Below are 22892 nucleotides of genomic sequence, written 5' to 3' on the forward strand. Positions count from 1 at the left end.
CGCACCTCTGTTGTCAATGACGGTCGCGTTGTAGGTTCGCCGGATGCCCGCCCCGACCCATCTCGATCCCCGTCTGCTGCGCGCTTTCCTCGCCGTCGCCGAGGAGTTGCACTTCACCCGCGCCGCCGCGCGGCTGTACGTCGCCCAGCAGGCGCTCAGCCGGGACGTACGGCGGCTGGAGCGGGAGCTGGGTGCCGAGCTGTTCGTGCGGACCACCCGGCAGGTCACGCTGACCGGTGACGGGGAGCGGCTGGTGCCGCACGCGCGGCGGGTGCTCGCCGCGCAGGACGAGCTGATCGCCGCCTTCGGACAGGCCCGGCCGCTGCTCGTCGACGTCAACTCGCCGGGGCTCGGCACCGGGCGCCGGGTGCTGCTGCGGGCCCGTGAGCTGGCCCCCGAGCAGGAGCTGATGGCCCGCTACGAGAGCGGGCTGACGGGCGCCGCCGTCGAGATCCTCGCCGGTCGCCTCGACGCCTCCTTCGGCCGGTTCGCGGGACTGGAGCCGGCGCTGCGGGCAGGGCTCGGCCATCAGCTCGTCCGGCTCGAACCCATGGCGGTCGTGCTGCCCGAGGACCACCGGCTGGCGGCGCTGGACGCCGTGCCGCTGGCCGAGCTGGCCGGCGAGGAGGTGTACGCGGGGGCCGGGAATCCCCGTACGCCCGAGTGGACCGACCTCGCGCGACACCTGTTCGAGGGACGTGGGATCGAGGTCGCGTCACCCGCGCCGATGGCTGTCGGTCACGAGGAGTTCCAGCGGATCATGGCCAAGACACGGAACCCGATTCTCGCCGTGGTGGACTTTCCGGCCATGCCGTCGACCGTGCTGCGGCCCTTGATCGATCCGGTGCCGCTGTCGCCTGTGTCCTTGGTGTGGCGGAAGGGGCTGGTGCACCCCGGTTTCCACGCTCTTCGACGTGCTGCGGCCGAGCTGTCGGCGGCGGAGGGGTGGCTGAACCGGCCCGTCGAGAGTTGGTTTCCGGCCATCGACATGAAGATCGAAAATGTCCACAAGTGACACACGGCAAACACGCCTGCCTCGTGTGCGCTACATTCTTGACCTGAGCACCATGTGATAAAGGGGGCGCTCGGACCGGGTGGGGGCCTGGTTCGGTCGACGGGTGCCCGGAGTCGTATGCGCACCCGGAACCGTCCCGTGGGGGGATTTCGTGCGCGAAAACAAATGGCGAGAAGACGCCCAACCGGAATGGCCCGACGCGGCATCCGGGACGCGGGACTTCCCTGCCCCGAAGGACGGCACCCAGGCGTTCCCGGAGACGAGAGGAACCGAGGTCCCTGCCTCCGCGGACGCGACCGCGATACTGCCGAAGAACCCGCCCCATCCCCCGTCCGGGACCACGTCGAACGGCTCCGCCTTCCGTGACCCGTGGGACCCGAGCGGTGCCGTCGGCGGATCCGGTGGCAACACGCACGACCCGCACGAGGTGACCGTCCAGCTGGACGCCGTGGCGTTGCGGGCCGATCACCGGCTCGTCGGGCAGGCCGGCGGCGGTGCCGAGGGTGAGGGCTCCGACGGGCCCGTGTTCGTCGACGAGTCGGGAAGACGGAGCCGGAGATTCCGGCGTATCGGGATCTTCGTCGGGATCGCCTGTGCGATCTACGCCGTCGTCATCGTGAGCACCCTGCTGTCCGGGAACTCCAACGCGCCCTGGCTGCCCGTGCCGGGCCAGGAGGGCAAGGAGGCCGGGCAGGTGGAGACCACGCCGCTGCCCGCCGACCCGGCCGCGCCGACCGACGACGCGGGTGTCTCACCCGGCGCCTCGCCGACCCTCAGCGACGGTGTGACCCCGTCCCCGGGCGTCAGCGCCACCGCGCCCGGTGCCTCCGCCACGGCCACCACCCCGGGCGCGTCCGCCGACCCGAAACCGACGGCGACCAAGACCGCGACCAGTCCGGTCACCAACCCCTCCGTCTCGGCGAAGCCCACCGACGAGCCCACCACCAGCTCGCCCAACCCGTCGGTCACGCCGCCGACCACCCCGCCCGGTCCGTCCGACACCCCGGCCGGCGGCAGCGCCGGCACCGGCACGGACAACCTCGCCGACGGCGCGAACACCGCGTCCGGCCTCTCCACCGCACCACCCCTGGAGAACACCCTCTGATGGCCTCCCGCTCAAGCCGTCCCGGGCCCGCGACCGGAGCCCGTGGCGGCTCCCGTCGCCGTCTGCCCCTGCGCCTGCTGCTGCCGCTGCTCGTCCTCGTCGCGATGACGGCGATGCTGATGCTGCGCGGCTACGTCCACAGCGAGATCCTCGCCGACTACCGGGTGGCCCCCGCCACCGCCAACGACAAGGTGCCGCAGGACATTCTCAAGGGCGGCCCGGTCATCGACACCCGCAGCGGCCGCAGCACCACCATGACCGTGCCGGACGACAGCGTCGTCCTCACCTTCGACGACGGCCCGGACCCCACCTGGACCCCGAAGGTCCTCGACACCCTGAAGAAGAACCACGCGCACGCCGTCTTCTTCATCACCGGCACCATGGCCTCCCGCTACCCGGACCTCGTCCGGCGCATGGTCGACGAGGGCCATGAGATCGGGCTGCACACCTTCAACCACCCCGACCTGTCCTACCAGTCGAAGAAGCGCATCGACTGGGAGCTCTCCCAGAACCAGCTCGCGCTCGCGGGCTCGGTGGGCATCCGCAGCTCGCTGTTCCGGCCGCCGTACTCCTCCAAGGCCGCGAACATGGACAACAACTCCTGGCCGGTCACCGAGTACATCGGCAGCCGCGGCTACATCACCATCGTCAACGACACCGACAGCGAGGACTGGCGCAAGCCGGGCGTCGCCCAGATCGTCCGCAACTCCACGCCCAAGGCCGGCCACGGCGGAGTCGTCCTGATGCACGACTCCGGCGGCGACCGCCACCAGACGGTCCAGGCGCTGGAGCAGCTCCTCCCGCAACTCGCGGAGAAGGGCTACAAGTTCCAGAACCTCACCGAGGCCCTGCACGCCCCGAGCGCGCACACCCCGGTCACCGGTCCGGAGCTGTGGAAGGGCAAGGCCTGGGTCTTCCTCGTCGACGCCTCCGACCACATCACCGCCGTTCTGGTCGTCGGCCTCGCCGTCATCGGCTTCCTCGTCTTCGCCCGCTTCGGGCTGATGCTGCTGCTCTCCGGCCTCCACGCCCGCCGCACCCGCCGCCCCGACTTCCGCTGGGGCCCGCTGCCGGTCACCGAACCGGTGTCGGTGCTGGTGCCCGCGTACAACGAGGCCAAGTGCATCGAGAACACCGTGCGTTCACTGATGCGCAGCGAGCACCCCATCGAGGTCATCGTCATCGACGACGGGTCCTCCGACGGGACGGCCCGGCTCGTGGAAGGGCTCGCGCTGCCCAACGTACGCGTCATCAGACAGCTCAACGCGGGCAAGCCCGCCGCCCTCAACCGCGGACTGGCGAACGCCCGTCACGACCTGATCGTGATGATGGACGGCGACACCGTCTTCGAACCGGCCACCGTCCGCGAACTCGTCCAGCCCTTCGCCGACCCGCGCGTCGGCGCGGTCGCCGGCAACGCCAAGGTCGGCAACAAGGACACCCTGATCGGCGCCTGGCAGCACATCGAGTACGTGATGGGCTTCAACCTGGACCGCCGGATGTACGACGTCCTGCAATGCATGCCGACCATCCCCGGCGCCGTCGGCGCGTTCCGCCGCTCCGCCCTGGAACGGGTCGGCGGCATGAGCGACGACACCCTCGCCGAGGACACCGACATCACCATGGCGATGCACCGGGACGGCTGGCGGGTCGTCTACGCCGAGAAGGCCCGCGCCTGGACCGAGGCCCCGGAGTCCGTCCAGCAGCTGTGGTCCCAGCGCTACCGGTGGTCGTACGGCACCATGCAGGCGATCTGGAAGCACCGCAGGGCGCTGGTGGAACGCGGTCCCTCGGGTCGCTTCGGCCGCGTCGGGCTGCCGCTCGTCTCCCTCTTCATGGTCCTCGCGCCGCTGCTGGCCCCGCTGATCGACGTGTTCCTCGTCTACGGCCTGGTCTTCGGGCCCACGGACAAGACGATCCTCGCCTGGTTCGGCGTCCTCGCCATCCAACTGGTGTGCGCCACCTACGCGTTCATCCTGGACCGGGAGCGCCTGGCCCCGCTGGTCTCGCTGCCGTTGCAGCAGATCCTCTACCGCCAGCTCATGTACGTCGTGCTGCTCCAGTCCTGGATCACGGCGCTCACCGGCGGCCGGCTGCGCTGGCAGAAGCTGCGCCGCAAGGGCGGCGTCTCCGCCCCGCCGACCGCGCCCGCCGGACGTCAGCAGGTCGTGGGCGGGAGGCCCGCCCGATGAGCACGCCGTACTTTCCCCCTCCGTCTCAGAAAGTCGTGAACGTGACCGCACCCCTCGTGCCGCCGGGTGCGGCCGCCCCGGCCCCGCAGGTGGCCCTGCCCGAGCAGCAGACGAAGCCCAAGGGTCCTGTCCGCGACCGCTACTTCGACCTGCTGCGGGCCCTCGCCCTGTTCCGCGTGGTCCTCTACCACCTGACCGGCTGGGCGTGGCTGCCGCTGGTGTTCCCCTCCATGGGCGTGATGTTCGCCCTCGCCGGCAACCTCATGGCGCGCTCGCTGAAGCGCCCCGCCGCCCAGGTCATCAAGAGCCGCGTCCGCCGGCTGCTGCCGCCGCTGTGGGTGCTCGGGGTCGTGGGTGTCACCGGCATGGTCGTGCAGGGCTGGGGCCCCTCGGACGACGGCCACCCTGGCTGGTGGTGGCTCCATCTGACCTTCTGGGTCCTGCCGTTGAGCGACCCGCCGTACGCCGAGGGCCTGCCCGGCATCCACGGCTACCTCGCCGACAACTGGGCCGTGGACCTCGCCGGACCGCTCTGGTACATCCGCGCCTACCTCTGGTACGTCCTGCTGTCGCCGTTCCTGCTGAAGGCGCTGCGCGCCCTGCCGGTCGCCACGGTGTTCGCGCCGATCGCGCTGTCCGCCGCCTTCGAGTTCGGCTACATCACGCTTCCCGGCGAGCGGATCCCCTCCGCCCTCACCGACTTCAGCACCTTCGGCGCCTGCTGGATCCTCGGCATGGCCCATCAGGAGGGCATTCTCAGGAAACTGCCCCGCTATGCCGTCCCGTCCGTCGCGCCCGCGATCGCCCTGCTCGGTCTCTGGTACGCAACCAAGCACGACTTCTCCCAGGGCAACGACCTCGACAGCATGCCCTTCGCCCAGGCCCTGTGGTCCCTCGGCACGGTCATGATCCTGCTACACGTCAGCCCGTCCTGGTCCGAGTGGCCCAAGCGGCTGCGGCGCTTCGACCGGCCGATCACGCTCCTCAACTCCCGTGCCGTCACGATCTATCTGTGGCACAACACCTGCATCGTCGTCGCGATGACGATCTGGGACCGGCTGTGGGGCATCGACCTGATGTGGCAGCACTTCCCCTGGCTCCTGGAGAGCCCGTGGCCGGTGCTCGTCTTCACCTGGATCCTCATCGGCAGCTGCATCGTCTGGTTCGGCTGGGCGGAGGACCTCGCCGCCAAGCGCAAGCCGCAGCTGTGGCCGGACGGGTCGCAGGGGAATCGGACGCGCGCCAAGTCCGGTTCGCACCGCGCCTGATGACGCTCTCTCAATTGACGCTCAAATAAATCCTCAATTGAAGCTCAAGAATGCGGATCAGCCTCAATTGATGCTCAGAAGAACCGATTAGCTCTCGCTCGCGGCCATGACCCCGTGGAAGGATCATGCCTGCGCGGCCACGCCGAAGGGGAAAGGCGGAACCGTGTCCTGGTGCAACGCCAGGGTAATGCACGGTAATTCGCCCTTTCTTTATTCGGCTCGCATGCTCTGTCATGCCCGCGTGTTTTGAGAGTGACATGAAGAGACAGATATGGGCGACGGTCGCCACTTTGATGATGACCGTAAGCCTCGGTGTAATTCCGGCGTACGCCGCCGATATTTCGACCACGGTGACGGAATCCGATCCGGTCGACCCGCCGCTGTACGACGAGACCGCCGACGGCGGCACCGTACGCGTCAATGTCGTCACCGAGGACCGCGGCGATCTCTCCAACGCGGCGAGCGCCGGTGAGACGCTGCTGTCCTTCCAGACGCTGCCCGTGGTCACCCTGGAGGTGGACAAGGACGGTCTGGACGACCTGGCCGCCCAGCCGGGCGTCGTCAGTGTCACCGAGGACGAGCTGGTCGCGCCCTCGCTGGACGAGAGCGTGCCGGTCATCGGCGGCGACAAGGCCATCGCGGCCGGCAAGACCGGCAAGGGCAGCGCCATCGCGATCCTGGACACCGGCGTCGCCGCCAACCACCCGTTCCTGAAGGGCCGGATCACCGCCGAGGCCTGCTTCTCTCCGGTCGACCCCAACTACGGCGCCACCAGCCTGTGCGGCAACGGCGCGGCCACCCAGGAGGGCACCGGCGCCGCCAACTCCGCGAACACCTGCGCGGACATCGACGAGTGCGACCACGGCACCCATGTCGCGGGCATCGCCGCCGGTGACGGCACCGGACTGAGCGGGGCCCCCAAGACCGGCGTCGCCCCCGGCGCCGACATCGTCGCCATCCAGGTCTTCTCCCGGCTCGACTCCACCAAGTACTGCGGCGCCACCAACCCGTGCATCCGCAGCTTCACCAGCGCCCAGATCGCCGCGCTGGAGAAGGTCCTCGCGCTCAAGCAGGCCGGCACGCCCATCGTCGCCGCCAACCTGAGCCTGGGCTCGGCCAGTTACTCCGCCGCCTGCACCAAGGACGCCCGCAAGACCATCATCGACAGCCTCTACGACGCCGGAGTCGCCACGGTCGTCGCGGCCGGCAACAACGGCAGCGCGACCGCGGTCACCGCCCCGGCCTGTGTGCCCAACGCGGTCTCCGTCGGCGCCACCACGGACGACGACGAGGTCGCCTCGTTCTCCAACCACGGACCGCTGCTCGACGTCTTCGCCCCCGGCAACGGCATCGTCTCCTCCGTCCTCGCCGGCTACGACTCCAAGAGCGGCACCTCCATGGCGACCCCGCACGTCGCCGGTGCCTTCGCCGTCCTGCGCCAGGCCTACCCGGACAAGACCCTCGCCGAGCTGGAGGCGCTGCTGAAGTCGACCGGCACGCCGGTCACCGACGAGGCGGGGGTGACCGTCCCCCGGATCGACGTCGGCAAGGCGGTCGGCGCCGCGACGCCCGCGCCGGCCCCCGAGCCCGCCGACACCACCCGCCGCACCAAGATCCTCAACGACGCCTCGTACGCCGTTCCGGACCTCGGCACCGTCCAGTCCCCGATCACCGTCTCCGGCGTCACCGGCAACGCGCCCAAGAACCTCCAGGTCTCCGTCGCCGTCACCCACGAGTGGCTCGGCGAGGTCAAGATCGACCTGGTCGCTCCCGACGGTCAGACGTACGCCCTGAAGGCCACCAACGGCACCGACCCGGGCGGCACGCTGACCAAGACGTACACCGTCGACGCGAGTGTCTCCCCGGCGAGCGGCACCTGGAAGCTCCAGGTCGCCGACAAGTCCGCCGGTGGCACCGGCACCATCGACGACTGGGCGCTGACGTTCCCGACCCCGTTCGCCAAGACCAGCTCCGCCGCCGTCCCGGACGCGGCCACCCTCACCTCCGAGATCACGGTGAACGGCGTCACCGGCAACGCCTCCGGCGCGCTCCAGGCGTCCGTGAACCTCACCCACGAGTGGCTCGGCGAGGTCAAGATCGACCTGGTGGCTCCCGGCGGCCAGACGTACGCCCTGAAGGCCACCAACGGCACCGACCCGGGCGGCACGCTCAGCAAGACGTACACCGTCGACGCGAGCGCCTCCGCGGCCAACGGCACCTGGAAGCTCCTCGTCGCCGACAAGTCCGCCGGCGGCACGGGCACCCTGAACAACTGGTCCCTGACCTTCCCGTCGATCGAGAGCCAGTCCACGTACGCCATCCCGGACGCCGGCACCCTCCAGGCACCGATCACGGTGAGCGGCATCTCCGGCAACGCGCCGAAGACCCTGAAGCTCTCCCTGGACCTCACCCACGAGTGGCTCGGCGAGGTCAAGATCGACCTGGTCGCTCCCAACGGCCTGGTGTACGCGGTGAAGGCCACCAACGCCACGGACCCGGGCGGCACGCTGAACAAGGTCTACACGGTCGACGCGAGCGCCTCCGCGGCCAACGGCACCTGGAAGCTCCGGGTCGCCGACAAGTCGGCGGGCGGGACGGGCACGCTGGACGACTGGGCGCTGACGTTCTGACGACTGAGGTTCTGAGGACTGAGGTTCCGGCAACTGGCTGTGCGGCAACTGACTGTCCGGCAACTGACGTTTCGAGAACTGCATAAAGGAAAGGCCCGGCCGGGATCACCCGGCCGGGCCTTTTTGTGCGTTGCCGCGCTCCGTCGTTCTACGAGCCTTGCTCCGCGCCCTGCTTCCACTCCTCGGCGAGCAGTCCGAGGATCACCTCGTCCATGAACTCGCCCAGCACCCAGGCCGAGGAGCGCAGGACGCCCTCGCGGACGAAGCCGTTGCGCTCGGCGGACCGCAGCATCCCGACATTGTCCGGCAGCGTCTCGACCTGTAGCCGGTGCAGGCCCCGTACGACGAAGCCGTAGTGGCACAGCACCGCGACCACGTCGGTGCCGTACCCCTTGCCGCGGGCGGACGGCAGCAGGCCGAGGCCGATGTGTGCGCACCGGTGGTGGGTGTCGATGCCCCACAGCGTCGCGGCGCCGACCAGCTCACCGCTCTCCAGGTCCACCACGGAGAACGGGAGGTTGTCCTGGTCCGTGGGGTCCACCACGAACTTCCCGGCGGAGCCGCCGGGCGGGACCGGGCGCCACGGCCGGCCGTCGGCCCGCGAGGTGTTGACCACGTCGTCGTAGAGCTCGGCCTGAAGAACCGGGACGTCGTCCTCGTGCCGGGCCCTCAGCCCGACCTTGCTGCCTCTAAGCATGCAGGCTTCCTATCGGGCCGGACCGGTCGGCGGCAAACCCTTTTGCGCGCGAAAAACCGGCAGAGCCGGCCGCACCGAGCGAGATGCTCGATACGACCGGCTCTGCCGGTGCGAGGACGGAGGCTTACTTGAGGTAGCCGCCCTTGAAGCCGCTCTGGTCGGCCCAGATGCGCTCACGGGCGTCCCAGGAGAAGCCGGCCCACTTGCCCTGCCAGATGGTCTCGGCGGTGGCGTTGTTCGCCGGGTCGGCGGAGATCCACTCCTTGACCGGGCTGTTGGAGAAGTCGGCGAACGGCACGTAGTTCCGGTGCGAGGCCCAGCCGTTGTAGACCTTCACGACACGGGACGAGGTCGTGCGGTAGTTGACGCCGATCTTCACGGTCGTCACCTTCACGCCGAAGATGGTGTCGGAGACCGAGTACCAGGCGCTCCGGTCGTAGTACCGGGCGCTCGGGTCGGCGAGCTCCTCGTCGGTGGTCGGCGGCGTCTCGGTCTCCTCGACGGCGAGGGTGGCCTCCAGGACGACGTCGCCGTCCGCGGCTTCCTTTCTCGTCTCGGTGGTGTAGTTCTCCTCGTCGATGGACTCGACATCGGAGACGTCCGAGATGAAGTCGCCCAGCTCCTGGCCGCGCTGAGGATCGTTCAGCAGGTCGACGAACTGTTCCTTGTCGCCGTCGGAGAGCTCCGAGTACTGGTCCAGGGTCTCCTGGGCGTCCGTGTCGCCGAGCTCCACCTGCTCCACGAGATAGGACTCGTAGGCCTCGGGGGTGGTGCCGGTGGTGTCGTCCGCGAACGCGGAGCCCGGCATGGCCGCCATGGTGATCGCCGCCGCCGTGGCGACGGCAATGCCCACGAGCCGCTTCCGGTTCATCGTCGTCGTGGTACGCATATCTACTGCCTCCGTACGTGAATGAGTACACGAACTGAAATAAGCAGTAGGGAAAGCGCGATTGATTCGCCCCCCTACAAGCGTTTGCGCCTTTCCCCTTCGGCGTTCCCGCTTGCCTTGATCCTTCCGTAAGGAATGGGTGTGGGGGAAGCTCAAATAGCCTTTCCTGAGCATCAATTGAGCTTGCGGGGAACTCAAGGCCGTTTACTTGAGGCCCAATTGAGCTTTCCGCGGACTACTTCTTCGTGAGCCAGCGGCCGAGCAGGATCACGCCCGTGACGAGGGTGACCGCGACGACGGCGATGACTATCTTCATGCTGGTGTCCATGACGCCGAACATCTGTGTCTCCCTTATGACTTGGGTCGGTAGCTGAGCAGGTCACCCGGCTGGCAGTCCAGGACCTCGCAGATCCGGGTGAGGGTGGTGAAGCGGATCGCCTTGGCGCGCCCGTTCTTGAGGACGGACAGGTTGACGTTGGTGACGCCGACGCGGTGGGCGAGTTCGGTGACGGTCATCCCGCGCTCGCTGAGGAGCCTGTCGAGATGGACCTCGATGTCGTGGCCCTCGTGCTCGTCCTCGGCCATCAGACGACCCCTTCGAGGTCCGCGCGCATGGCGGCACCGGCGCTGGTGATACGGGCGAAGGTGAGGAGGCCGAGGCCGGTGAGGATGAGCAGGTAGGGGGTGGACCACATCTCCAGCCAGGAGGCGGCCGTGAAGTCGTGGTTGGTGGCGAGCTTCGCGAGCACGGCGGCCTTGGCGTTCGACTCGATGAGGTCCGTGACGAGACTGCCGGCCAGCAGCCACCAGCCGAGGAGCCGGAACCGGGTGGCGGTGCGTGCCGTGTAGACGCCGTCCCGGGCGGCGCCCTGGAGGAGCCGGTGCAGCAGGAAGAGCCCGCCGATCAGCAGCAGGTCCGAGGGCAGGGTGCTGAGCTGGTCGAGGAACTGCAGGGAGGTGCTGGCCGCCTCGGCGCAGTAGTGCGGGATCGCGTCGGCCTGGGCCCCCTTCTCGGGGAAGAAGTAGTCGCCGTCGATGCCGACACCGGTCGAGTCGTCGGTGATGCAGGCGCCGCCGCTGCCCCAGCCGCCGTGGACGGTTCTGAAGACGACCCCCAGCGTCACCAGCGCCAACAGCACCCGCAGCGCTATCGACACCACCGTCGCCATCGGCTCCAGCATCTTCCGGTCCTCGGACATGATCCCCCGCCTCGCTTATCGTTTTTCGATGTATCGAGTTTCGATGTTATCGAGAAACGATAAGCCGCGCAAGCGACCGCGCCCCCGCACCAGGACAGGTGCGGGGGCGCAGAGTCGATGATCTGATTCAGGGTCAGAACCTCACGACGAAGTTCCTGACCGTGCCGGTGTCACCCGTGGCCACGTCGTCGACGCGGAGCTTCCACCAGCCGTTGACCGGCAGATCCGTGGCGTCGACCGTGTAGACCTTCTTGAGCGTCCCGCCGGGCTCCTCGCCGTTGTCCTTGAGCAGGTGCAGGGAGCCGTCCGGGGCGATCAGGTCGATCTTGAGGTCGCCCAGGTACTCGTGCTCGACGTCCACGTACACCTTGAGCTTGGCGGAGCCGACGCCGGACAGCCCGTCGGTCTTGGTCCAGATCTCCGTGTAGTTCTTGTCCGGGATGGCCTTCACGGTCTGGTTCTCGTACGACGGGAAGCCGAGCGACCAGCCGGTGAGGGTACCCGTGGAGCCGGTGGCGGAGTCGGTGACCTTCAGGGTCCAGGTGCCGTTGGCGACCGCGTCGGTGGCGTCGACGCCGTAGGTGGTCTGGAGCGTGCCACCGGCCTCGGAGCCGTACGGCTTGAGCGTGTACGACTTACCGTCCGGGCTGGTCAGGGCGAGCTTCAGGTCGCCGATCCGGGTGTGGGTGAGGTTCGTGTACACCTGGAGCGGGCCGGCGGCGTTGCCGTCGATCCCGGAGACGGCGATGGTGGAGCCGAGGGTGCCGGAGTCCGGGATGGTCTGGGCGGTGGTGTTCTCGAACGGCGTCGGGAAGATCAGCGACCAGGTCGTCAGCGTGCCGGCGTCGCCGTCGTCGGTGTCGGTCATCCGCAGCTTCCACTCGCCGTTCGCGACGGAGGCGGAGGCGTCCACGGTGTACGTCGCGACGATGTCGTCGGCGCCGTCGGAGGTGCTCGCGGCCTTCAGCAGGTGGGTCGTGCCGTTCGGCGCGACGAGCTCCAGCTTCACATCACCGCGGAAGGCGTGGGTGATGTTGACGTACGCCTTGAGGTTCTTCGGCGCGTTGCCCGGGTATTCGGCGACGGTGATCGGCGAGGTCACCGCGGCGCCGGTGCCGCCGGTCGGCGCGTCCGGGATGGCGATGTCCTTGTCGTTGTCGGCCTGGAAGGCGCGCGGCTTCTTGTCCGCCTCGGGCTTCGGCTCGACCGCGGCGACCGCCTTGGCCACGTCGATCCGGGGGACGGTGACGCCCGCCTCGTCGGTGATCGGCTTGCCGGTGGTGGCGAGCAGCGAGACCAGGCTGGCGAGCCCCTCGGTCGGGTAGGCCTGCCGCAGGACGGCGAGGGCGCCGGCGACGTGCGGGGCCGCCATGGAGGTGCCGCTCATGGAGTCGTAGGTGCCGCCGGGGACGGAGGAGACGATGCCGTTGCCGGGGGCGAAGACGTCGAGCAGCGGGCCGTGGTTGGAGAACGAGGCGACCTCGTCGTCGTCGGTCGTGGCGCCGACGGACACGGCGTTGGGCACGCAGGCGGGGGCGGTGACGGCGGTCGCGCTGCCGTTGTTGCCGGCCGCGACGACCGTGGCGACACCGGCGGCGTAGAGCTTGTCGATGGCCGCCGCGCGGGCGTCCTTGGCGCAGGCGGCGGTGTAACTCGCCGAGCCCAGGCTCAGGTTGGCGGCGATGATCGGGGTGCCGGCCTGCTGGAGCTGCCAGACCTTCTCCAGCGCGGCGATCTGGGCGCTGGTGAAGCTGCGGATGCACGGGTTGGCGGCGCCGCAGTACTTGGTGGAGTCGAGCCGGGAGAAGACCTGCATGGCGACGATGCCGGCGTCCGGCGCGACACCGGTGGCCGGGGCGCCGGTCAGTCCGGTGCCGTCACCTGCGGCGATGCCGGCGACGTGGGTGCCGTGGTCGCAGCCGTCGAGGGTGGCACAGGCGCCGGCCGCGGAGTTGGCGGCGCCGGTGCCCTCCTGGGTGGCGGCGCCGTTGCCGCACAGGCTGGTGGCGCCGTAGGCGGCGTCGATCGGCGAGAAGCAGGCCTCGGCGACGATCCGGTCCTTGAGGAACGGGTGGTTGGTGGCGACACCGGTGTCGATGATCGCGATGTCACTGCCCGAGCCGGTCTTGCCGGCCTTGTGTGCGGTGTCGGCGCCGATGACCGGGATGCTCTCGTCCAGCGAGGGCGCGGAGAGACCGTCCTCGGTGACGCTCACGACGCCGTCCTGGGCGGCGAGTTCGTCCAGCCCGGACTTGTTCACGCGCAGGGTGACGATGGGCAGGGTGTCGAAGGACTGAAGGGTGTCGCCGACGCTCGCCGCGCTGGAGAGGTCGGCACGGCTCTCGGTGACGACGTTCACGCGGACGGTGTCCCCGTCGGCGGTCTGGTCGTACAGGGGCGGGTCGATCGGCTCGTCGGCCGTGGTGGCCGTCGAGGTGGTCGACGTGGAGTCGGTGGCGTGGGCGGGTATCGCGCTGAGGGTGGCGGCCATCACGGACGTGATGACGGCAGCCCAGATCCGTCTGTTCATGGGGCTCTCGAGTCAGCAGGGCATGACTGAGCATGCGGGGGTGGGAGAGAGGGAATTCCGGCGCGCGGAAAGCACACGAAGGAGCCGGATGAAGAAGAAGAGAAAGAAGAAAAGAAAGGAGAAGAAAGAGAAGACACAGAGAACTGCCTGCGGACGTCACGCACTAGGCGTGTTCCGTCGGGAGGCCGTAGGGGAAAGCGGCGGCAAGGCCGACCGCAGCGGCGGAGAAAGACGGATCCGCTTGATCACCGCAGACATTAGGGGGCGGTGATCACCACCGCAAGACCCCAATATCCGGAGCCGATGACTCCGTACGGTTGCTCCGGCAAAAGGTGCGCCCGTCCACCCGGGATCCCCAACTGGGCGGCAAGGCAGCCAAGTTGATCACGCCCGCAAAACGGAAGCTGCCCCCTTCACTTTTCCGCCCGCCCCAGAACATCCCAGGCACCCCACCGCTCGCTCTGGTGCCCGCTCCCGGGGCCCCGCTACCGTGGCGCTGCCGCGCACCACCACCGAGAGACCGAAAAAATTGAGCCAGGAACCGACCATCCCCGCGGCGGGCGAACGCGCGCCGGTGTTCGGGCTGATCACGCCCGAGGACTGGTACCGCATCCCGCTCCAGCCGCAGGACCGCCGTGAGGCGTCCGTCGCCGCGCTGATCAAGCGGCAGTTCGCGGGCGTCGACGACCAGCCCGTCCTGCGCCGCAAGGCGGAGGAACAGCTGCGCGGCACCGCCGAGGCCGGCGTCGAGCAGGGCGGTGTGGTCCTGTACCTGTCGTTCCTGGAGGTCGGCGGCGTCCCGCTGTCCGCCTCCCTGCTCGTCTCTCATCTGCACCAGCGGTTCGACGGCCTCGACGCGGTCGCCGCGCTGGCCGGATCCGGCGAGGTCGGTCTGACGACCCTGCCCACGGCGGGACGGGCGGCCCGGCTGGTGCGGCGCGAGCAGTCGAAGGAGTCGCGGAAGCTGGGCTCGGAGTTCCGGGACACGGTCGTGGAGTACTTCGTACCGGTCCCGGACCGCGACGAGGTGCTGATGCTCACCTTCAGCACACCGCTGGAACCGATCGCGGACGCCATGGTGGGGCTGTTCGACGCGATCGCCGGAACGCTGCACTGGCAGCGGGAGAACAACAGGACGGGGGAGGGCGAGGCATGGGCGAGAGACTGAGGGTCTCCACGGACGACCTGGAGACGGCCGGCACCGGTCTGCGGACGGTGGCCACCGAACTCGAGGGGCTCGACAAGCTGATGGACCAGTACGACCGCCGCACGGTCGGCCACCAGCAACTGCACGAGCGGCTCCAGGACTTCTCCGACGGCTGGGACGACAACCGCAAGAAGATGATCGAGGAGATCCAGGGCCTCGGCCAGGTCGCCCACGAGTCCGGCAAGGCGTACAAGGAACTCGACACCGCGCTCTACAACGCGCTCATCGGCAAGGGGAAGAAGAAGTGATCGGCAAGGGGAAGAAGAAATGACCCGCCCCGCCGACCACCGCTGGGAGGTGCTGGGGGAGAGCGGCGACCCGGTCCCCGGTGACGTCACCGACCTCAAGGCCCTCTCCCGCCGTTTCGAGGCCACCGCCAGGACCATCACCGACACCGCCGCCGCGCTGCGCCGCCTCGGCAACCAGGAGAGCTGGGACTCCGAGGCCGGACGCGCCTTCGCCGACAAGGCCAACGACACCGCGAAGACGGTCAGCAAGGCGCACGACCGCTACGCCGGCGCCGCGTCCGCGCTGAAGACGTACTACACCGACCTGGAGACCATCCAGGAGGACGCCGACAAGCTCCTGCGCGACGCGGAGACCAAGGCCGGCGACCTGACCAAGGCCAGGTCGAGCGCCGAGAACCCGCCCCAGGGCACCGAGGACGCCGACCAGAAGAAGCTCGACAAGAAGGTCACCGACATCCAGGGCGGCCTGGACGACCTGCGCGGTCAGCTCGCGGACGTCAAGCGGCGGCACCAGGACGCCGGTGACAAGGCCGCGAAGAAGATCCACGACACCACCGAGGGCGACGGCCTCAACGACTCGTGGCTGGACGACCTGCGCGACGCCCTGAAGATCATCAGCGACATCACGGGCGCGATCGCCGCGGTCTGCGGCATCCTCGCGCTGCTCGTCGGCTGGATCCCGATCATCGGCCAGGCGCTCGCGGGCGTGCTCGGCACGATCGCGCTGGTGATGACGGTGATCTCCCTGGTCTGTCACGTCCTCCTCGCCATCAACGGCGACGGCTCCTGGGGCGATGTCGCCATGGACGCCCTGGGCCTGGCCACCTTCGGTATCGGCCGGGTCTTCTCCGCCGGCTCCAAACTCGCCGCCACCGTCGGACGCAGCCGCGTCTGGCAGGCCGCCGACGACTACGTCCGCGCCTGGAACCGCGGCATGAACTCCGCCGCCCGCCGCCGCCTCGTCGAGGCGATGGTCGGCCCGCGCGCCGGGGCGAACGGCGCGGGCGCCCTGCCCGACGTCTCCCTCGCCGCCGCCTTCAAGGGCCTGCCCCGCTCCTTCGCCGACGACCTCGGCACCATCCGCGGCAACTGGCGGGACCTCTTCAAGGTCGGCGACAACCTCACCGCTGCCCGCAACGCCTACAACGCGGGCGGTGCGCGGGGCCTGGCCAGCATGTACGTCGGCCCCGGCATGGTCGACGAGCTAGGCCGCATGAAGAACATCGACCCGACCGACCTGAACTTCATCGGCACCCCGGACGCCTTCAAGCAGGCCCTCTCCTACAACTCCTGGGCCCTGGGCGCCACGGGCACCGGCGCGGGCTCCGACACCAACAGCTTCATCGGCCTGTTCGGCGGCGACGACGAGATCGACGTGACGGGCCCGGACGCGTCACTGGCGGGGCGGTGACCACGGTGCAGTGGAGCGAGTGCCGCGTAGATCTTCCCGCCCCGCACAACTGGCTGGTGCTCGACCTGCGCACCGAGAACCCCGAGCCCTGGGCACGCCAGATTGCTCAGCAGCACCTGGCGGAGGGCTCACGACCGGACCTGTACGACGCCTTCGCCACGGACGTCCTCTGGTACTGGGGCGCGGCCCGCCGCCAGAACGCCCTGTGCGCGTCCCTCCTCGCCCCACCGGACACCCCGGTCCTGGCGAGCTGCACGGTCCGCGAGGTGCGCGTCCCGCCGGTGTCGACCATGACGACCCTCCGCGAGGAGGTGGGACAGGCGGAGGGCCCGTTCTTCGGCACCCAACTGCTGGAGGAGGTGGACCTCCCGCTGGGCCCGGCGCTCCGCGTCCAGCGTATGGAACCCACGGCCCCCGACTCCTCGACCGGCGAGATCATCGAGGGCGTCGCGCACTACGTCCTGCCCGCCCGCTTCACCGGTACGGCACTGGAGTGCCGTCTGCTGTGGAGCTCCCCGGGCCTGGGCGAGGCGCTGGCCAGGATGGCCGACGAACTGGCGGCGTCACTCCGCCTGACGTGAGCGCCGCCCGACCGGCAGCTCCCCGAGCCCCAGCCTCTCCCACGGCAGCATCGCCAGCGGCATCCAGCTGAAGCCGACGGCGAAGACCCCGAGCACGTTGACGAGCTGCTTCGGCAGCACCCACCCGAGCTGGGCCACGACCAGCGCGACGACCAGCAGATACACATCGAAGACGAGCACGGCGAGAATCTTCCGCAGAGCGGCCCCGACACCGACCCGCGCCTGACCGCCCCCGAGCATCCCGAAGACGATCACCGGCACCATCAGCCCGGTGACCCCACCGACGGCGATCCCCCCGATGACGAAGGCGATCCGCCCGTCCTCGGGCACCACGTCCGACAGCGGCGCACGGTCCACCGCGTCCCCGAGCAGCGCCACGGCCGCGTACACGCCCAGCGCCATCGCCGCCAGCACGACGACGACCCCGACCCCGAAGGCGACCTTCCCGGCAACAGAGCGCTTGCTGCGCTGCGTCGCCTCCGGCCCCTCGGCCCTCGACTCGGCGGACATGGACTCTCCCATTCCTCTGCGGGGTCCGCTAGAGGATAGCCACGATGACGGGAGTGCCGTCACTGCCGGCTACTCACGACAGGCCCAAGGCCTCCGTGTCCAGCACCTTTGCCGGCGGCTTCACGTCGAGGGGCTTGTCGAAGGCGCTGTAGGTGGTGGTCGTGCGGAAGTCCGAGCCGTTGTAGACGACCTTCAGGAGATACGGCTTGCCCTCCGTGGCCACGTAGAACGTGTACTTCCCGGTCTTCACCGACTTGTCGGTCACGATCACCGAGATCGCCGGGGTGCCGTCGATCTCGGTCGGCTCGCCTCGCTTCGCCGTGCCGAAGGAGGAGAAGTCACGGGGGCAGTCGGCCAGGCCGTCGCCCGGTTCGGCCTTGCTCGCCGGGGTCTTGATCCAGCGGTCCTGGTCCCCGTCCATGGACTTGTCCGACCACCACTCGATGTACGCGCGGTTCGGGCGGACGTAGTCCGTCTCGCCGATCCGGATCTGTTCGATGGCGGCGTCGTTCCAACTCCAGGTGACCTTCGAGGTGCACCTGTTGTGGAGGTCGGTCGTGATGCGGGCGGTGAAACCCTTGCCCTCGGGGTTGGTGGTCGTCCCCTCGACGGTCACGGACGTCAGCCCGCTCATCGTCTTGTGGGCCTCGTCGAGAATCTCCTGACCGGAGCGTTCGTCCCCACCGCCGTCGCTCTGCGTGCACCCGGTCACCAGCAGGCATGCCAGCACCGCCACCGCTCTTCTTCGCACAGTCCCCCCACAGGTCACAGATGGCCCAGAGGTTACCGGTGCGGACAGGCGCGCCAAGATCCTGTAAACCGCGGGGGACAGCGGTTTCCCCGTGCCGTACGGCGTGCGAGACTGCCCCGGTTGCGGAAGTGAACGGGGTGGCCCGACGGGGCCGGTGGGGAGCGGGACGACGATGAGCAAGCGGCAAGTACAGAAGATGCTGCGGTTGATGGCGAGCGGGGAGGCCGTCGAGCTCACCAGCCCCATGGCCTCGGTGAAGAAGCTCGCCCGACTCGCCTTCATCGCCCAGCAGTTCGGGTACGAGTACGCCGATGTCCGGCAGAGCGGCGGCCGGAACAACGCCCTCGTCATGCTGCTCGTCCCCGATCCCAGCCCGCAGGCCCGCACCCGCGCCGCGCAGAACTGGGCGCAGTACCCCAACGCGAGCGACGGTGTCTCCGTGCCGCCCCTGATCCCGGACGCCTTCGAACTCCTCAAGGCCCGGATCAACTTCGACCTCACCGGGCAGGCCAAGAAGCGCATGGGCTACGCCGTCGCCGGTGTCAGCGTCGCGTGTCTGGTCCTCGCGTACCGCTTCGGCGGCCAGTCCGACGACTTCGTCGTCGCGGCCGTCATCTGGGTCGTGCTCATGGCGGCGCTCGGCATCGCCTTCGTCGTCAACGGCAAGCGCAACGTCAAGTTCGCCGGCCGGCTCCAGGCGGCCGGGTTCATGCCGGTCACCGACGAGGGCGGACGGGTGCGGTATCTGCCGCCGGGCGCTCAGCTGCCGGGCCAGGCGAACCCCTTCGCCGCCGGCCCGTACGGCCAGCAGCCCCAGCCGGGATACGGCAACCAGCCTCAGCCGGGATACGGCCAGCAGCCTCAGCCGGGATACGCCCAGCAGCCCCCGCAGCCCTACCCCCAGCCTCAGCCCCAGCAGCCGTACCCGCCCCAGCCCGGATACGCCCAGCCGCAGCCGCAGCCCTACGGCTACCCCCAGCCCCAGCCCCCGCAGCCCTCGGCCGCCCCCGGCCCGTACGCCCCGCAGCAGCAGCCGTACCCGCAGCAGCAGCCCCCGCAGCCGTACCCGCCGCAGCAGCCCTACCCCCAGCAGAACCCCAACTGGCAGGCGCCGCAGGGGTGACGTCCGGGGTGACGTCCGGGGTGACCCACGCCACTGGGAGCTGTTCGTAACAAACGGCCGCAAGTACCTCTCACCCCGCCCCCGCGCCGGGTGAGAGCAAAGTTCCCTTCCGGTCACCCAGTGCCACAGCAAGGAAACGCGCCCTCCCTACCTTCGGAATCAGCCACTCGACGCAGCCATGCGTCACGACTGAGCCCGGAGCCCGTGGAGGCAGCATGACAGCCCCTAGTACAGCCCCCGCACCGCCGAGCAGGGGCGGCCGCTGGATCCAGCAGTGGGATCCGGAGGACGAGACCTTCTGGAACGAGACCGGGGAGAAGGTCGCCCGACGCAACCTCCTCTTCTCCGTGCTCTCCGAGCACATCGGGTTCTCGATCTGGACCATGTGGTCCGTGCTGGTGCTGTTCATGGGCCCGGAGTACGGCCTGACCCCGGCCGACAAGTTCCTGCTGACCTCGATGGTCACGCTCGTCGGCGCCGTCGTCCGCGTCCCGTACACCTTCGCCGTGGCCCTCTTCGGCGGCCGGAACTGGACCATCGTCTCCGCCAGCCTCCTGCTCGTCCCCACCATCGCGGCGTTCGCCGTGATGAAGCCGGGGACCTCCTTCAACACCTTCCTGCTCGTCGGTCTGCTGGCCGGCATCGGCGGCGGCAACTTCGCCTCCTCCATGACCAACATCAACGCCTTCTTCCCCCTGCGTAAGAAGGGGTGGGCGCTCGGCCTCAACGCGGGCGGCGGCAACATCGGCGTCCCGGTCATCCAGCTGATCGCCCTCGCGGTCATCGGGGCGAGTGGCGGGCCGCGTGTGCTGCTCGGCATCTACATCCCGCTGATCCTCGTCGCCGCCGTCCTCGCCGCGCTCTACATGGACAACCTCGCGACGGTGAAGAACGACACCGGTGCCGCCATCGACTCGGCGAAGGACGGCCACACCTGGATCATGTCCTTCCTCTACATCGGCACCTTCGGCTCCTTCATCGGCTTCTCCTTCGCCTTCGGCCAGGTCCTCCAGGTCCAGTTCGGCCGTACGCCGCTACAGGCCGCCTACGTCACCTTCATCGGCCCGCTGCTCGGCTCGCTGATCCGCCCGCTCGGCGGCTGGCTCGCCGACAAGTACGGCGGCGCGAAGATCACCCTCTACAACTACGTCGGCATGGGCGCCGCCACCGCCGTCCTGGTCTTCGCCAGCATGCAGAAGTCGCTGCCGCTGTTCGTCACCGCCTTCGTGGTGCTGTTCGTCCTCAGCGGGCTCGGCAACGGCTCCACGTTCAAGATGATCCCCGGCATCTTCCACACCAAGGCCCTCGCCAAGGGGCTCGTGGGCGACGAGGCCGCCGCCCACGGCCGCCGGCTCTCCGGCGCCTCCATGGGCCTCATCGGAGCGGTCGGCGCGCTGGGCGGTGTGGGCATCAACCTGGCCTTCCGCCAGTCGTTCCTGTCGAACGGCTCCGGCACCGGCGCCTTCATCACCTTCCTCGTCTACTACGCCCTCTGCTTCGTGGTGACCTGGGCCGTATACCTTCGCCGTACGGCCGCGAAGACGGAGACGTCGGCAGCCGCCGAGACGAAGCCGCAGCTCAACTACGCCGAGGTGTGACGTAACACCGGCGCAATGAAGCGGAACCGAGCCTGTCACGCACCGTTGACAGGCTCGGTCGGCATGCAGGTGCCATCACAGCCGGTGTAGGTGCAAACGACTCGAGTGCGGGACGAGAGTTTATGTACGACGAAGAGCAGCGACCAGAACAACACGGTCCCCTGGCCGGCTTCACCGTAGGGGTGACAGCCGCACGCCGGGCCGACGAGCTGGGCGCACTGTTGCAGCGACGGGGAGCCGCCGTCCTGCACGCACCGGCCCTGCGGATCGTGCAGCTCGCCGACGACAGCGAGCTGCTCGCGGCGACCAAGCAGGTCATCGACGAGGTACCGGACGTCGTGGTCGCCACGACCGCGATCGGGTTCCGGGGCTGGATCGAGGCCGCCGACGGCTGGGGTCTGGGCGAGGACCTGCTCCAGCGGCTGCGCGGCATCGAGCTGCTGGCGCGCGGACCCAAGGTGAAGGGCGCGGTCCGGGCCGCCGGGCTGACCGAGGACTGGTCGCCGTCGTCCGAGTCCATGGCGGAGGTGCTCGACCGGCTCCTGGAGGAGGGCGTCGAGGGCCGCCGTATCGCCATCCAACTGCACGGTGAGCCGCTGCCCGGGTTCGTGGAGGCGCTCAGGGCCGCGGGAGCGGAGGTGCTCGGGGTGCCGGTCTACCGGTGGATGCCGCCGGAGGACATCGGGCCGGTGGACCGTCTCCTGGACGCCACCGTCTCCCGGGGCCTGGACGCCCTCACCTTCACCAGCGCCCCCGCCGCCGCGTCCCTGCTGACCCGGGCCGAGGAGCGGGGCCTGCTCCCGGAGCTGCTCGCCGCCCTCAACCACGACGTCCTCCCGGCCTGCGTGGGCCCGGTCACGGCCCTCCCGCTCCAGGCCCGTGGTGTCGACACCGTCCAGCCCGAGCGCTTCCGCCTCGGCCCCCTCGTCCAGCTCCTGTGCCAGGAACTCCCGGCCCGGGCCCGCACCCTGCCCATCGCGGGCCACCGGGTCGAGATCCGCGGCCACGCGGTCCTGGTCGACGGCGCCCTGCGCCCCGTACCGCCGGCCGGGATGTCCCTGCTGCGCGCGCTGTCCCGGCGACCCGGGTGGGTGGTGGCACGAGCGGAACTGCTCCGTGCCCTGCCGGGCGCGGGCCGCGACGAGCACGCCGTGGAGACGGCCATGGCCCGCCTCCGCACCTCACTCGGCGCCCCGAAGCTGATCCAGACGGTGGTGAAACGGGGTTACCGACTGGCCCTGGACCCCGCCGCCGACGCCAAGTACTCGGACCTGTAGGACCGCCCCCGCACCAGCAGCGCCCTCGCCAGACAGCCCACGGCCACCGTCGACAGCACGGCCCGTACGACGTTCCAGGCCACCCACGCGTCCTCGAACTCCTCGCGGGCGCCGGCCGGATCGGCGGCGGTGTCCAGACCGTTGTTCAACGGGATGTTGAAGGCGACCGTCACCAGGAAGGCGAGGGTGTACGCGGCGAGGGCCGCCCACACCCACCGGCGGTGCGACTGTCCCCGGCCCTGCCACGCCGCCACCCCGGTCAGCAGCAGTGCCCCGAGGAAGCTCAGCATGAACACCGGGTTCTGGATGACGTCGTTGATGTTCCGCATGACCTCGACGTAGACCCGGTCGTCGCTGCGGGCCAGGCCCGGCATCACCGCGCACGCGAACACATAGAAGGTCCCCGCGATCAGCCCCATGGCGACCGTGGCCGCACCCAGTACCCCGCCCGTCGTCCCGCTCTGCTTCGTCATGCCCACCAGTCAACGGGCCGGGGACCACCGCCGACATGGCCGAGACGCCCAGCCCCATACGCGTGCGTCCAGGACTGGCCGGTACGTCTCGCAGCTACGCCTCGCCGGTACGAGGACTTCCGGCGGCGCGGCCGGGAAGGCACTGTGAGAGGGAACCGTTTTCTCACGGCACCCCATAGGTGGTGACA

At 69.5% G+C, this 22892-nt stretch carries 21 protein-coding genes; 13 read left to right on the forward strand and 8 right to left on the reverse strand.

The genetic code is table 11. The features are described 5' to 3' along the window. Positions 1-43: 43 nt before the first annotated feature. From OG866_RS26715 to OG866_RS26735, 5 genes are all read left to right on the forward strand, one after another. Positions 44-1015, forward strand: a complete 972-nt coding sequence (locus tag OG866_RS26715; protein ID WP_329338467.1) for a LysR family transcriptional regulator — start codon at positions 44-46, stop codon at positions 1013-1015. A gap of 151 nt (positions 1016-1166) precedes the next feature. Then, positions 1167-2120 carry a hypothetical protein gene (locus OG866_RS26720; protein WP_329338468.1) on the forward strand — a complete coding sequence of 318 codons (954 nt, stop codon included), beginning with the start codon at positions 1167-1169 and terminating at the stop codon, positions 2118-2120. Beyond that, a complete protein-coding gene (locus OG866_RS26725; protein WP_329338470.1) occupies positions 2120-4312 on the forward strand; it encodes a bifunctional polysaccharide deacetylase/glycosyltransferase family 2 protein in 2193 nt (730 codons plus the stop codon). Before OG866_RS26720 ends, OG866_RS26725 begins: the two co-directional genes overlap by 1 nt. After that, the gene (locus tag OG866_RS26730; RefSeq protein WP_443063569.1) at positions 4309-5580 is read left to right on the forward strand and encodes an acyltransferase family protein; all 1272 of its coding nucleotides are present in this window, start codon (positions 4309-4311) and stop codon (positions 5578-5580) included. Before OG866_RS26725 ends, OG866_RS26730 begins: the two co-directional genes overlap by 4 nt. Before the next feature lie 257 nt (positions 5581-5837). Then, the gene (locus tag OG866_RS26735) at positions 5838-8210 is read left to right on the forward strand and encodes a proprotein convertase P-domain-containing protein (RefSeq protein WP_329338471.1); all 2373 of its coding nucleotides are present in this window, start codon (positions 5838-5840) and stop codon (positions 8208-8210) included. Positions 8211-8358: 148 nt separating this feature from the next. Here the strand turns inward: OG866_RS26735 and OG866_RS26740 are convergent, their stop codons facing one another. The 5 genes from OG866_RS26740 to OG866_RS26760 form a co-directional block, all read right to left on the reverse strand. After that, on the reverse strand, positions 8359-8907 hold the full coding sequence (locus OG866_RS26740) for a GNAT family N-acetyltransferase (RefSeq protein WP_329338472.1): 549 nt from the start codon (positions 8905-8907) through the stop codon (positions 8359-8361). A gap of 124 nt (positions 8908-9031) precedes the next feature. Further along, a complete protein-coding gene (locus OG866_RS26745; RefSeq protein ID WP_329338474.1) occupies positions 9032-9796 on the reverse strand; it encodes a hypothetical protein in 765 nt (254 codons plus the stop codon). 351 nt (positions 9797-10147) lie between these two features. Continuing rightward, positions 10148-10381 (reverse strand): helix-turn-helix domain-containing protein, encoded by a 234-nt coding sequence (locus OG866_RS26750; protein ID WP_059192123.1) that lies wholly within the window; start codon positions 10379-10381, stop codon positions 10148-10150. After that, complete coding sequence (locus OG866_RS26755; protein ID WP_329338475.1) at positions 10381-10995, reverse strand: hypothetical protein; 615 nt, start codon at positions 10993-10995, stop codon at positions 10381-10383. Before OG866_RS26755 ends, OG866_RS26750 begins: the two co-directional genes overlap by 1 nt. Before the next feature lie 133 nt (positions 10996-11128). Further along, positions 11129-13525 carry a proprotein convertase P-domain-containing protein gene (locus OG866_RS26760; protein ID WP_329338477.1) on the reverse strand — a complete coding sequence of 799 codons (2397 nt, stop codon included), beginning with the start codon at positions 13523-13525 and terminating at the stop codon, positions 11129-11131. Between the two features lie 88 nt (positions 13526-13613). Between OG866_RS26760 and OG866_RS26765 the strand changes: the two genes are divergently transcribed. The 5 genes from OG866_RS26765 (at position 13614) to OG866_RS26785 (ending at position 16972) form a co-directional block, all read left to right on the forward strand. Beyond that, positions 13614-13796, forward strand: a complete 183-nt coding sequence (locus tag OG866_RS26765; RefSeq protein ID WP_329338479.1) for a hypothetical protein — start codon at positions 13614-13616, stop codon at positions 13794-13796. 258 nt (positions 13797-14054) lie between these two features. Next, entirely contained in the window at positions 14055-14693 is a 639-nt protein-coding gene (locus OG866_RS26770) for a hypothetical protein (RefSeq protein WP_329338480.1), read from the forward strand. After that, entirely contained in the window at positions 14678-14980 is a 303-nt protein-coding gene (locus OG866_RS26775) for a hypothetical protein (RefSeq protein WP_059192120.1), read from the forward strand. Before OG866_RS26770 ends, OG866_RS26775 begins: the two co-directional genes overlap by 16 nt. Before the next feature lie 19 nt (positions 14981-14999). Beyond that, entirely contained in the window at positions 15000-16391 is a 1392-nt protein-coding gene (locus OG866_RS26780; RefSeq protein WP_329338483.1) for a hypothetical protein, read from the forward strand. After that, positions 16388-16972 carry a hypothetical protein gene (locus OG866_RS26785; protein WP_329338484.1) on the forward strand — a complete coding sequence of 195 codons (585 nt, stop codon included), beginning with the start codon at positions 16388-16390 and terminating at the stop codon, positions 16970-16972. Before OG866_RS26780 ends, OG866_RS26785 begins: the two co-directional genes overlap by 4 nt. On the opposite strand, the gene OG866_RS26790 is transcribed toward OG866_RS26785, so the two are convergent. Beyond that, positions 16955-17482: a hypothetical protein gene (locus OG866_RS26790; protein WP_329338485.1), complete on the reverse strand. Its 528-nt coding sequence runs from the start codon at positions 17480-17482 to the stop codon at positions 16955-16957. The two genes, OG866_RS26785 and OG866_RS26790, sit on opposite strands and share 18 nt — an antisense overlap. A gap of 73 nt (positions 17483-17555) precedes the next feature. Further along, complete coding sequence (locus OG866_RS26795; protein ID WP_329338487.1) at positions 17556-18218, reverse strand: hypothetical protein; 663 nt, start codon at positions 18216-18218, stop codon at positions 17556-17558. A gap of 187 nt (positions 18219-18405) precedes the next feature. Between OG866_RS26795 and OG866_RS26800 the strand changes: the two genes are divergently transcribed. From OG866_RS26800 to OG866_RS26810, 3 genes are all read left to right on the forward strand, one after another. Beyond that, positions 18406-19356, forward strand: coding sequence for a hypothetical protein (locus tag OG866_RS26800; RefSeq protein ID WP_329338488.1), 951 nt, complete (start codon positions 18406-18408; stop codon positions 19354-19356). 215 nt (positions 19357-19571) lie between these two features. Then, positions 19572-20954 (forward strand): nitrate/nitrite transporter, encoded by a 1383-nt coding sequence (locus OG866_RS26805; protein WP_329338489.1) that lies wholly within the window; start codon positions 19572-19574, stop codon positions 20952-20954. 122 nt (positions 20955-21076) lie between these two features. Next, complete coding sequence (locus OG866_RS26810) at positions 21077-22231, forward strand: uroporphyrinogen-III synthase (protein WP_329338490.1); 1155 nt, start codon at positions 21077-21079, stop codon at positions 22229-22231. Here OG866_RS26810 and OG866_RS26815 read toward each other — a convergent pair. Then, entirely contained in the window at positions 22180-22704 is a 525-nt protein-coding gene (locus OG866_RS26815; protein WP_329338491.1) for an anthrone oxygenase family protein, read from the reverse strand. The genes OG866_RS26810 and OG866_RS26815 overlap by 52 nt on opposite strands. Between the last annotated feature and the right edge of the window lie 188 nt (positions 22705-22892).

Origin of the sequence: Streptomyces sp. NBC_00663 (assembly GCF_036226885.1) — a bacterium.
Lineage (GTDB): Bacteria > Actinomycetota > Actinomycetes > Streptomycetales > Streptomycetaceae > Streptomyces.

Coding starts and splice junctions, on each gene's coding strand:
- OG866_RS26715 (WP_329338467.1), top strand. CDS start 44: ATGCCCGCCCCGACCCATCTCGATCCCCGTCTGCTGCGCGCTTTCCTC.
- OG866_RS26725 (WP_329338470.1), top strand. CDS start 2,120: ATGGCCTCCCGCTCAAGCCGTCCCGGGCCCGCGACCGGAGCCCGTGGC.
- OG866_RS26730 (WP_443063569.1), top strand. CDS start 4,309: ATGAGCACGCCGTACTTTCCCCCTCCGTCTCAGAAAGTCGTGAACGTG.
- OG866_RS26735 (WP_329338471.1), top strand. CDS start 5,838: ATGAAGAGACAGATATGGGCGACGGTCGCCACTTTGATGATGACCGTA.
- OG866_RS26740 (WP_329338472.1), bottom strand. CDS start 8,907: ATGCTTAGAGGCAGCAAGGTCGGGCTGAGGGCCCGGCACGAGGACGAC.
- OG866_RS26745 (WP_329338474.1), bottom strand. CDS start 9,796: ATGCGTACCACGACGACGATGAACCGGAAGCGGCTCGTGGGCATTGCC.
- OG866_RS26750 (WP_059192123.1), bottom strand. CDS start 10,381: ATGGCCGAGGACGAGCACGAGGGCCACGACATCGAGGTCCATCTCGAC.
- OG866_RS26755 (WP_329338475.1), bottom strand. CDS start 10,995: ATGTCCGAGGACCGGAAGATGCTGGAGCCGATGGCGACGGTGGTGTCG.
- OG866_RS26760 (WP_329338477.1), bottom strand. CDS start 13,525: ATGAACAGACGGATCTGGGCTGCCGTCATCACGTCCGTGATGGCCGCC.
- OG866_RS26765 (WP_329338479.1), top strand. CDS start 13,614: ATGAAGAAGAAGAGAAAGAAGAAAAGAAAGGAGAAGAAAGAGAAGACA.
- OG866_RS26775 (WP_059192120.1), top strand. CDS start 14,678: ATGGGCGAGAGACTGAGGGTCTCCACGGACGACCTGGAGACGGCCGGC.
- OG866_RS26780 (WP_329338483.1), top strand. CDS start 15,000: ATGACCCGCCCCGCCGACCACCGCTGGGAGGTGCTGGGGGAGAGCGGC.
- OG866_RS26790 (WP_329338485.1), bottom strand. CDS start 17,482: ATGTCCGCCGAGTCGAGGGCCGAGGGGCCGGAGGCGACGCAGCGCAGC.
- OG866_RS26800 (WP_329338488.1), top strand. CDS start 18,406: ATGAGCAAGCGGCAAGTACAGAAGATGCTGCGGTTGATGGCGAGCGGG.
- OG866_RS26805 (WP_329338489.1), top strand. CDS start 19,572: ATGACAGCCCCTAGTACAGCCCCCGCACCGCCGAGCAGGGGCGGCCGC.
- OG866_RS26810 (WP_329338490.1), top strand. CDS start 21,077: ATGTACGACGAAGAGCAGCGACCAGAACAACACGGTCCCCTGGCCGGC.
- OG866_RS26815 (WP_329338491.1), bottom strand. CDS start 22,704: ATGACGAAGCAGAGCGGGACGACGGGCGGGGTACTGGGTGCGGCCACG.